7 protein-coding genes are annotated in these 10,703 nt (G+C 47.2%); 3 read left to right on the top strand and 4 right to left on the bottom strand.

The window, feature by feature from the left end; translation table 11 throughout:
• Positions 1-271 precede the first annotated feature (271 nt).
• The 3 genes from E2I14_RS18875 to E2I14_RS20025 all read right to left on the bottom strand — a co-directional run bounded on the left by E2I14_RS18875 (position 272) and on the right by E2I14_RS20025 (position 1,305).
• Positions 272-706, bottom strand: a complete 435-nt coding sequence (locus E2I14_RS18875) for a DUF2778 domain-containing protein (protein WP_227544825.1) — start codon at positions 704-706, stop codon at positions 272-274.
• Between the two features lie 36 nt (positions 707-742).
• The gene (locus E2I14_RS18870) at positions 743-1,009 is read right to left on the bottom strand and encodes a BRCT domain-containing protein (RefSeq protein ID WP_133331458.1); all 267 of its coding nucleotides are present in this window, start codon (positions 1,007-1,009) and stop codon (positions 743-745) included.
• A gap of 74 nt (positions 1,010-1,083) precedes the next feature.
• The gene (locus E2I14_RS20025; RefSeq protein WP_133331457.1) at positions 1,084-1,305 is read right to left on the bottom strand and encodes a WYL domain-containing protein; all 222 of its coding nucleotides are present in this window, start codon (positions 1,303-1,305) and stop codon (positions 1,084-1,086) included.
• Between the two features lie 402 nt (positions 1,306-1,707).
• Between E2I14_RS20025 and E2I14_RS18860 the strand changes: the two genes are divergently transcribed.
• Entirely contained in the window at positions 1,708-4,194 is a 2,487-nt protein-coding gene (locus tag E2I14_RS18860) for a DUF1631 family protein (RefSeq protein WP_133331455.1), read from the top strand.
• A 166-nt stretch (positions 4,195-4,360) separates the two neighbouring features.
• Here E2I14_RS18860 and E2I14_RS18855 read toward each other — a convergent pair whose 3' ends face one another.
• Positions 4,361-5,995, bottom strand: a complete 1,635-nt coding sequence (locus E2I14_RS18855) for a putative bifunctional diguanylate cyclase/phosphodiesterase (RefSeq protein ID WP_133331453.1) — start codon at positions 5,993-5,995, stop codon at positions 4,361-4,363.
• 613 nt (positions 5,996-6,608) lie between these two features.
• Between E2I14_RS18855 and E2I14_RS18850 the strand changes: the two genes are divergently transcribed.
• Both E2I14_RS18850 and E2I14_RS18845 read left to right on the top strand, forming a co-directional pair.
• Positions 6,609-6,821 carry a hypothetical protein gene (locus E2I14_RS18850; RefSeq protein WP_133331451.1) on the top strand — a complete coding sequence of 71 codons (213 nt, stop codon included), beginning with the start codon at positions 6,609-6,611 and terminating at the stop codon, positions 6,819-6,821.
• Between the two features lie 691 nt (positions 6,822-7,512).
• Positions 7,513-10,365 carry a PAS domain S-box protein gene (locus E2I14_RS18845; RefSeq protein ID WP_133331449.1) on the top strand — a complete coding sequence of 951 codons (2,853 nt, stop codon included), beginning with the start codon at positions 7,513-7,515 and terminating at the stop codon, positions 10,363-10,365.
• The last annotated feature ends 338 nt before the right edge of the window (positions 10,366-10,703 follow it).

Genomic DNA, 10,703 nt, shown 5'->3' with positions numbered 1-10,703 from the left:
TGTTGCAGCCAATCTGCTTTGCTTATTAAAGATTTGAATCTCGACATGCTTTGCTCTCCAATTTGATCAGGTCTGGAGAGTGCATGAAATTAATTGCCGTTCATAGGTGGTAGCGCTGGACGCTTACCATACACAGACAGTAACCAATCCCACATTGGATTCGTAAAGTTCAGAATTGCATCAGCGGAGATATAGTTCGTCGTCCAATACGCCCACCCCGTCGTCGCTAAGATCAACCAAAGTGCCAGAGCGATTATTTGAAAGAGTAGCTTCATTTCACAACCACTATTCCATAGGCTTTTAATGCAGAACCTGGCACGTATACGGGTGTTGTGTTTCTTAGTGCGGCGCGTACCGTTAGCCAATCCCTAATATCATCAATAGTGATGCAGCCTTCACTGCGTCCCAGTGTACCTTTGGGATGCAACCGAAACTGTCCGCGCACAATCTCGTGACACAACATAGAGTCATTATCGATATGATCGTCGATCGCGTAGAGCGAAAACCATTGGCTCTTATCGGCTCCGCCGCCAAGCATCTCACGCAACGGCCCTATTAACCCGCCCGATTGACGATCGAAAATATAGTACTGACCGACCGGAATTGGCCTCTTCCCATAACGGCACATTGACGCACGACGATTGACATCGGCACCAAGACCAGAAAAAGCAGCCACTGATAATGCACCAACAGTAAATGTGCTCATTGGTTTGTCGTTTAGTTCAAACGTGCAATTGATCATTTAAGCCTCCATTTCTGTGGCGAGCCACTCCTCAAACTCCTCGCCACCAACTATCTCAACTACCTCCACCCCTAACTCGTCGGCCAGTGCCATTTTCGACGGGCCCGCGTTCTCGCCAGCGATTAAATAATCTAACGAACTCGACACTGTCTTGCGGATCGCTAATCCGGCTTCAGTCGCTAAATTTCCCATGGATTCGCGGTCAGCTTTTTTGTAACCAGTTAGCATGATGGTGATTGTTTTTGGAGCTTCCATTTGTTTTGACATGGCGTTTTGTGTGCTTATCGCTAACGCAATTTTCTCAGCGCCGCAAACCCTTGCTCGCCAATCATCAACCCCAACTATTTGTCGGTATCAATCAATGTCACTGTTTGAACAATCCGATCACTCTTAAAAGTCCGAAATGCATTAGCTGCAGAGCAGTGTCCTTCATAGTAAAGATACCCGTTTGGATGCATTCCAATCTTAAATACATTCACTCGTCGATCAGAGATATCGCTCGCCAGATCTTTGTATTTGAAGCTAACCAATATCGGCGACGATGGCTGGCCCAATTCCCTCATAACTCACTAAATTTGTGAAAATCAACAAATTGAAAATTAACATTTTGATTGCCATTATGATGATAAAAGATATATTTATTTATGCATTTTAATGGAATAACTATGTTGTAACGAGGCGATATACCGCATAAGCACATACCGTGACCAAAGCAACCACGGCTAGGACGTCTAGAATTGTGCCAACACCACATCCTCGCTCGCCAGAATTGTTCGTAAATCGGACGAATCGCCCTTAACTTCCCTCCCGCGAGCAAACGTTCACGTGGAGCAACAAAATAGCCCCTCAAACGCCCTCTACTGCATTGCTATTTTTCAACTTTTACACTAATGTCCATAATTAACATTGAGCAACAATTAGCCAGCCGCTTGAACCACTATTAACAGCGAATTGCGTACCAACCTATGTCTCAAACTCAGCCCGTCATTCAACTCGCCAAACAAAGCGCTCTGAAAAATTTTTCGGTTTTAGTGCGGCGCATGACCCAACATTCGGACCAAGAGTTAGCCAAGGCGCTGGCGGTCGATTCTGCTACGACAGACTATTCCACTCTGAATGCGGCACGTAATTTTTTGCGTAAAGCGGGCGACGAGCTGTTAGATAAGTTAGAAACGCAATATCAAGAGCGGCTTGAAGATGCGTTGCAAGCGATGTATTCGAACGAAAGAGTGGAAGTTAAGGATGTCAAAGCCGAAAATCTGACGCTGATCGACGATCAAACCATTACCCAGCAAATCAGAGTCAGTCACTTGGTGGGCCGATTGAGCGCTTCCTGTACCGAAAGTTTGGGCCGGGTCAACAACATCATCGCGCAATTGATCGACAAAACCGAAGTTAAAGAGCGCGACAATCCCTTTCGGCCAGAACTGATCGCCAACACGCTCTACGAAATATTAGGCAGCATGGTTGGCGACGACACGACTCGTCATTTTTTATTGATGTACGCGATCAATTCCTTGTCGCTCTATTTGCCCGAGTACTACGTCGATTTGTGCGAAGTATTTAAATCCGGCGGTATTAGTCCCAAAATCTATACCCGCCCAACCTCCAGCAATCGCGCGCACGAAGGCTCAGGCAATCGACCTACCTCCGATAAACCAAGCAGCGACGATAAAGCCGAGGAGCCTCAGTCTAGCGACGGCACAGACAACGCACAGATCAATAATTTGGCGGCCAATTTCTCGCCCGAAATGCTGCCGGTCTTGCAGCGACTCATTAGCTTGATGCAAGGCCAAACTGGCAACGCCAGCGTTGGCGGTAATTTCGGCACGCAAGGCGCATCTTCCTTAGCACTAGCTGACGAAGCGCAGGCGGGCAACGTTGCGTCGGGTGACGTCGTCAATGTCAGTCCACTAGCTACATTCCAAGGCTTGATTAACGCGATCTTTAGTGCCGGGCAAGTTGGTGGCGGCAATTTCACCGCTGGACCGGCGACTGCGGGAATGGGATTTCATGCCAATCAAGGCGGCGCAGGTGGACAAGCAAGTAGCGGCATTCCGGTTTCAGCCGAGTTGTTAGCACGGCTGAATAATTTCCAGCAGATGGCGGCTAACGGCGTAGCGATTGATCCTCAACTACTAGCAAGCAGCGAGCACTTTAACGCCAGCAACGCCAGCCAATCAGAACGCATGGCGCTCAATTTAATGTCAGTGTTGTTTGAACTAATGCTACGCGATGACAGCATCCCAGAAGGTCTGCGCAACCAGCTTAGCGGCTTGCAAATCCCGTTCATTAAATCAGCGCTGATAGACCCAGCCACATTACAGCGCGTCGATCATCCTAGCCGCCAACTGCTCAATCACATGGGGATGGTATCGGTCGGCTTACAACCAGAGAGCGAATTAGGCAAAGACGTTGATAGCGAAATCAAACGCATCATCAAAAAAATTCTGGACGATTTCAAAGACGACACCGGCATCTTCGCCACGAGTTTGGAAGAGCTCAAAAAATTCATGGCAACCGAAGTCAGTCGCTCCGATGCGCTCTCCAAACGTTATATCGACGCCATTGAAGACGTGCAGCGGGTTAATTACCTAACGCACCGCATTACCGGCGCTTTGCGTGAAATCTTGCGCCCATTAATTGTCGATCAACGCATCGTCGATTTCTGTCAACTCACCTGGGTACACGTGTTGGTGCGCGCATCCAACAAAATCATCAAAGCCAAGGGCGATGCAGCGGAATCAATCCGCGCTAAATTACATCAGTACTTCACCGCCCTACCCGACTTGATCTGGAGCTCGCAAGTCAAAACATCGACCGAAGATAGGCTGGCGTTGATTAAGCTGTTGCCCAAGCTAGTTAAGATTATTAAATCGGGTTTAAACGCGCTGCAATTGCCCGAAGAACAGTCCAAAAAAATGCTAGACCAATTGCTGACCATCCACGCCCATGTGTTAGCCAACCAAGGCGACGTCGCCACCAAAAATTTGCCAACGTTGGACGAATTGCATTTGATGTTCAACATCGAATCAATCCAAGAGGAAGCCAGTTCCAAAGCCATCGCTCCGCCGCCGTCCGATAGTCTTAGCATCAAAACCGCGTTAGCCCAAAAAGGCATTACTGCCATCGTGCAGATCAATCCGCCCGATTCCTATTCGTCCAACATCGAGCACGAATGGCTGGCCGACATGCAAGTTGGAACGCGCATTGAATACAAGGCAGATAATGTCTATCAACTCGGTCGCTTGATCTGGGTCGGCAACAACAACTCGCTGTTTATGTTTAAGCTCGATAAATCCACCAACCCACTGATCTACTGCCCAATCGCGTTGAGCCGCGCACTGCGCGATGGTTCGCTGACCTTTGTGGAAACCGCCCCGACGTTTGAGCGGGCGATTGAAACCTTGTTGAAAGAGGCGGAATTGTTGAAGAAGCTCAGCCAGCAATGAAATCTCACACTACAATTGGCGTGGCGCGAGGGTGTTTGTGATGTCGCCTACCTAGAGCGGAACATGAATTTCGCGATTAATGAATGCGACTATCTAGTGCCAACTGGGGATTAGTAATTGCATTAACTACGCATTAACTACGCATTAACTACGCATTAACTACGCATTAATGCGCCCTACCGTTCCACTCCGCAAGCCACGCACGCAACTCGTCTTGTGGCACCGCTTTGCTGAACAAAAATCCTTGGCCAACATCGCAACCTACGGCTTTCAACATTTCTAGCGATTCGGCATTTTCTATCCCTTCAGCAGTAACGGTCAGGCCTAAGTTATGCGCTAGGTTGACGATGGCGCGCACGATGATGGCGTCGCTTTCGTTTTCGAGCATATCGAGAACAAATGATTTATCGATTTTGAGTTCCGAAATCGGCAGCTTTTTCAAATAAGCTAACGACGAATAACCAGTTCCAAAATCGTCGATTGAGAATTGGTAGCCCATGCTACGCAAACGCTCGATCACGATTAAGGCGCGGGTTGGGTCGCCCATGATGCTGCTCTCGGTGATTTCAAAATGCATCCATTCTGGTTGGACTTTGGTTTTAGCGGCGATGCCAGCAATCTGATCAGGCAATTCGGGGTCAAGTAAATCTTTCGTCGATAGATTAATTGAAATAGTTAAATCAATACCGTCACGATGCCATTCGGCGCAGGTTTTAAATGCCTCTTGCAAGACCCAATGACTTAGCGGGCGTATCATGCGGTGGCGTTCGGCTAGCAGGATAAATTCGTCCGGTGGAATATAGCCGTGCTGTTCATGCTTCCAACGAATCAGCGCTTCGACGCTGGTGACGGTGTTGTTGGTTAAATTGATTTTGGGCTGGTAATACAGTTGCAATTCATCGCGTTCAATCGCGCGTTTTAATTCACCCATCAAGGTCAAACGGCGCGGACTGTGCTCGTCCATGTTGGGTGAATAGGTGCTGAAGCCGGCAACGGAACTGCTCGCAAAAAACTGTGCCACGCTAGCGCGCTGCATCAAAAGGTCAGCATCTTCGCCGTGCATCGGAGCTAGAACAATGCCGATGCTAGGGTGCAGCGTTAATTTAAGGCCATTGACGGCAAAATGCGGCTCGATGGCTTTGATCAGATTGCGTGCTGCTTCTTCGGCTTTATTTTTGTCAGAGATTTCATCCAACAAAATCGCGAAGCTATTGGTGTCGATCCGTGCCACGGTTCCGGTCGAGCCGGCCCAGCTAATTAATCGCGTCGAGAGTTGTTTGATGATCAGATCGGTATTATTGATGCCGATTGCGTCTTGGATTTCTTTGAGATTTTCAATGCTTAACATCAGCAGGGTTAGTCCGCTATTGGCATCCTGCGGGTGACGCAAGGATTGGCCCAGACGATCATGAAACAAGGCGCGATTAGGTAATTCGGTCAAGGCGTCGTGGGTGGCGGTGTAGGCAGCTTGTTTTTCTAGATTAAAGGCATGCTGGCGCAACTCGTCGGTCTGTTCCAAAACCATTAAATTGGCTTCTTGGGTCAACACGTAGCTGGTGTACTGCCCCACATAACCAAACACAAAGGGTAAGCCATCGAGCACCCACAACACCATGTTGGAGGTTTGCGCGTTGATAATGCCTTCAATCGAAATAGTATGGGTATTGGTAAAGCATACCAAGAGCGTTGCAGCGATCACCGCCACAATCGCTACGGAAACAGCTTGAATAGAAATTTTGGACGCTTTGGATTTCAGAATCTTGGTGTTGCGGCCAAACGCATCGTTGAAGCTAATCACCATAACGCCCTCACCGTGAACTAAGACATAGGAAATTGTTTCAGTATAGTTGATAGTTGGCTTTTAGCAATGTGTAATACGGGCCACTATTTGACAATTAACAATCCATGACTTTTTACCGAAGTGAACTGCACGAGTAAGGCACAAACAATAATTATTTGACTAGCCTGTCTTTTAATAATTGATCTGAACAGCATCAACCCGCGACCACGGTTAAACGATCGGTAATGAGCAGGTCACAGTTGGAGCGCTTACTGGCTAGACTGACTGGGCGTGATTTTTACCCATTTGGCACAAATAATTAACCCTACCTTACTAATGATAGCGATACGTTTTTAACGCCCAGCGCCTATGTTGATGGAGGTGGTTTGGTTGGGGGAAAAACTGAGCTTAAGTAAGTACGCGCGGTTCATCTAATTGATCAATCCCACCCAATATGTTTTAGGTCACGATTCTGTAGCTAGATCGGGACAATTTGTGTAGATCAACAGGCTATTTGTTGTGGGCGTTAATCGAATCTGCAGTTAAGTTTAGGTTTTTGGCTTGATTACAATTTGAAACGCAACACGGTTCAGCAGCGCCTAGCATACAAACATTCGTTCTCACGGAGATTCACATGGATATAGATACCGATATCGTGGTAGCCAGCGTTGCCGATGAACGGCGCAACAAAGATGTTGAAATGGCCGTCAACCGCGGCATTGCCGCTGCAGTGCTGGCAGGTATTCCAGAAGGTATGCGGGTGATGTTAGAAGCGGGCGTACCTAAAGAAATTTGCACCCGCGTCTTAAATAGCCAGACACGTCGTCGCGCTTCTGATTGGCATTAGTAAGCAACTCGTTCGTCCCGCACGGATAGCCCGCCAAGTTTTTTAGTTAAATCGGTAAATCCCGTAACTAAAAGTAGCCTCATCGATGCGCTCAATTGACTAAATTAGAGCGCAATCAACCCGCCCTTCCAGACGCCGCCCATTGAGCTATATCGCGATTTTTCAATCGTCGCGCCATCGTCCATGACACCCATCCAAGTAGTTCGCAATGTAGTTTCGCAACTACGCAAATTGTTTGCTAACTCCTCATTGCAAATGGACGAATTGAAGCTTCTTACAATCAGCAAAAAACATCCCGTAAAACAACAATTCCTTAAAAAAATATTTATCCTGATCAAAAAAAATTCCCGCTGGATCCGAATGGTTTTTCACATATTAACTAGCCCAAATCGCTTGGTTTTAACGAAGTTTTCTGTTCCCCAAAAACCAGTTAAAACATCGCCGATTGAGCACAATTTTGCGCCGCTAAAGCGACTTGAATTTTAAAAGTTCGACTTCTAGAATCGGGTTAATACCAGTTCAAAATCACTGAGCAGCGATAGCCGAATCAATGTTGCAATTCACGTAGAAGTGCCATGGACACTCACTGCGCATCGACCACAAACCGCGCACAACTAATTCAACTTGGAGCCGACCATGTTTTAGCAGCGACGTGACCGTAGATTTAATTTATACGAAGTTGGAGTCAATAGTGTCTTCAGTACCTCCTCGTTTTTCAGAGCGTCAACCAAGTGTTAGCGCTGCGTTAATCGCATTTGATCAGTCTAATTTAGTTGTGGCATTCGATACTGCTGCAACGCGTTTATTTGGCTACCAACGAGATGAAATAATCAATCAGCCGCTAACAAAATTAATTCCATTTCCCTTTAGTGTTGATCCCAATCTAGGCGCCGAAGAACTGGCATTGAACATTGTTGCACAAGCTAAAAGCGGCGCTCAATTTCAAGCCTGCGCCGAAATAAATCAAGTAAAAATTGGTCGACAAACGCTATTCGTCGCGTCGATTACGGCCCTACCATCAGTCCAAAAAAATGAAGGAACCATCGATCGAAATGCAGCCGTGACCGACGCTATTTTAGAAACGGCGGTCAATCCAATTATCACTATCGATGAAAAGGGATTTATCCAAACATTTAATTCCGCAGCAGTACACTTTTTTGGCTATGAAAGAGCCGAACTAAGTCACATGAATGTCCGCGAATTAATGCCCGAGCCGTATCGTTCGAATCACGATCAGTACATGGCGCGCTACCACCAAGAGCAAACCTCTCGCGTGATCGGTAGCTCTGGCGTAGAACTGACAGCGCAGCGCAAGGATGGCAGCATTGTGCCGATTCATCTCTCGGTTGGAAGTTTAAATATCCCCGGCCAAACCATGTATGTCGGCATCATTGTGGATTTAACTGAGCGCAAAGCAATCGAACGGGAGTTGCGCCAGCACCGTGACGAGCTCGCCGTCATGGTGACCAAAGCGACCAGTGACATGCAAGCCATCATCAACCGCACCAACACTATTCATAGTCGCCTCCCAGGTTTGGTATTTGTCTACAAACATCGCCTCAATGCCGTTGGTTGCTTTCCTTATGTCAGCGGTACCATCTTTGATATCTTCCGCGTACATCCCGACGTGATCAAAAACGATGCATCCAGTGCTTTGTCCTTAATTTATCGGCCCGATCAAGAAGAAGTTTTTTCCTCCATGGATGCCGCTGCGCGCAATCACACAAACTGGCGTAAGGAATTCCGAATAGTACTACCCGATGGACATCCCATATGGGTTTATGGTGACGCGGTGCCGCAGCTTGAGGAAGATGGATCGACGAGTTATTACGGCTATATCGGTAATATCAACAAACGGAAAATTCTTGAGAAAGATTTGCAAGAGAGCGAAAGCTTTAACAAAACTCTATTCCATAAATCGTATGTTCCCATGTTAGTGATCGACCATGCTACGAGCGAATTTGTAGAATGCAATCTGGCCGCCGTCAAAATCTATGGATACACGACACGTGAGGAAGTAATAGGGAAATGCGTCATGGATATCTCCAGTCCTACTCAATACGACGGAACCCCTTCAGCGGATTCAGCGAAACGCCATAATCGCAACGCGTTACAAAAAGAAATCGATATTTTTGAATGGCGTCATCAAAGACCGAACGGAGAAATTTGGGATGCCAAAGTCCACTTAATGCGCTTCCAGCACCAAGGTAAAAAAATGTTGCAAGCCACTCTGGAAGACATTACGGAACGCAAACGCGCTGAGAGTGCGCTGCGGGCTAGCGAAGAAAAGTTACGCAACCTCTTTGAACTTTCTCCGCTGGGCATTGTGCTCACCGACATGGATGGTGACTACCTAGAATTTAATAAAGCCTTCCAAGAAATCTGCGGCTATTCAGAAGAGGAACTGAGATTGATCAAATATTGGGACTTAACGCCCAGTAAATATCAAAGCGAAGAAAGCGCAAGGCTCAACGAATTGCTGCTCACTGGTCGCTACTCTTCGTATGAAAAAGAATACCGCCGCAAAGACGGCACTTTGGTGCCAGTCAACCTCAACGGGATGCTGGTCACTGCAGCTAACGACCAGAAGCTAACGTGGTCGATTGTCGAAGACATCACTGAAAAAAAACACATCGGCGCCGCTTTGCAACAAGCGATCACCGACTTAAATAATCTGATTTCATACATCCCGGTAGGAGTATTCAAACATCGCTTTAGTGTCGATGGAAAACGATTTTTAGAATTCGTCAGCCCGCGTTGGTGTGAACTATTTGAACTATCTAAAGAACAGGCTTATCAAGAACAAGACGTCATGCTCAAACAAATTCACCCCGATGATGTCGAGAGCTTTTTAGCCCAGATCAACAAACTGAGCCAATCCAAAGCCAGCTTCTACTGGGAAGGACGAATGCGGCCCGGTCTACAAGCACGCTGGATGCATATTGAGGCCTACCGCCACGTGCTCGATAGCGGTGAAATTCTCTCCAACGGCATCGCCTATGACATCACCCAAAGCAAGGAACACGAGGCGCAACTCAATCGGTTAGCTAATTACGACAGCTTAACTGGCATGCCCAACCGCAAATTGCTCATGGATCGATTGCAGCACGCGATTTCCCAAGCCAAACGCAATAAAACGTCAATCGCCGTTATCTTCCTCGACCTCGATGGGTTCAAGCCAGTCAACGACACTTATGGGCATGAAACCGGCGACAAACTGTTGATTGAAATCGCAAAACGCTTAAGCACGAACTTACGCGAATGCGACACAGTAGCGCGCATCGGCGGCGACGAATTTGTGCTGCTAATTCCGCAATTAGAACACCCCGACCATTACGAACTAGCGCTACAACGCATCCTCAATTCAATCAATCAGCCAGTGCATGCTGGCGGCCAAACAGTCACCGTTTCCGCCAGTATAGGATTAAGCCAATACCCCAGCGACGCCACCGATCCCGATATTTTGCTACGCCTAGCGGATCAATCGATGTATTACGCCAAGCAGAATGGCAAGAACAAGTACAAGTTTTATTCGGCGGTTTAACGATTCTTTAAAAAGCCATTTTCAAGTATTTCTAGCGGCTTCAGCGCCGCATTAAATGCCCCCCGCCTGTTTGCACTCTCCACCTTGAGTCGGATCAGCTTGAAACAAAAGCTGAATTATTTATTGTTATTTAATAAATTAATTAATTAAAAATTATGTTAATTTATTCACTCTTACAACATCTCAAGGACGCATTCGATGCAAACACCATCCCGCACCCTCTCCATCCACAGCCCAGCCATCCCACAAATCAACGATCCATCCGCCCTAATCCCCGTGCGTCTGTCCGGTTCTGACGCCATGAATCATCTGTTTGAATACCACTTACTGCTTAAAAC

The sequence above is a fragment of the Sapientia aquatica genome (genome assembly GCF_004358105.1).
In the GTDB taxonomy this organism is placed as follows: Bacteria; Pseudomonadota; Gammaproteobacteria; order Burkholderiales; family Burkholderiaceae_D; genus Solimicrobium; species Solimicrobium aquaticum.
Note: the sequence above shows the minus strand (reverse complement) of the source record. Positions and strands in the feature narration are given on the sequence as shown.

Excerpts from the sequence above, each read along its gene's own strand:
- E2I14_RS18870 (WP_133331458.1), bottom strand. The coding sequence starts at position 1,009 with ATGTCAAAACAAATGGAAGCTCCAAAAACAATCACCATCATGCTAACT.
- E2I14_RS20025 (WP_133331457.1), bottom strand. The coding sequence starts at position 1,305 with ATGAGGGAATTGGGCCAGCCATCGTCGCCGATATTGGTTAGCTTCAAA.
- E2I14_RS18855 (WP_133331453.1), bottom strand. The coding sequence starts at position 5,995 with ATGGTGATTAGCTTCAACGATGCGTTTGGCCGCAACACCAAGATTCTG.
- E2I14_RS18860 (WP_133331455.1), top strand. The coding sequence starts at position 1,708 with ATGTCTCAAACTCAGCCCGTCATTCAACTCGCCAAACAAAGCGCTCTG.
- E2I14_RS18850 (WP_133331451.1), top strand. The coding sequence starts at position 6,609 with ATGGATATAGATACCGATATCGTGGTAGCCAGCGTTGCCGATGAACGG.
- E2I14_RS18875 (WP_227544825.1), bottom strand. The coding sequence starts at position 706 with ATGAGCACATTTACTGTTGGTGCATTATCAGTGGCTGCTTTTTCTGGT.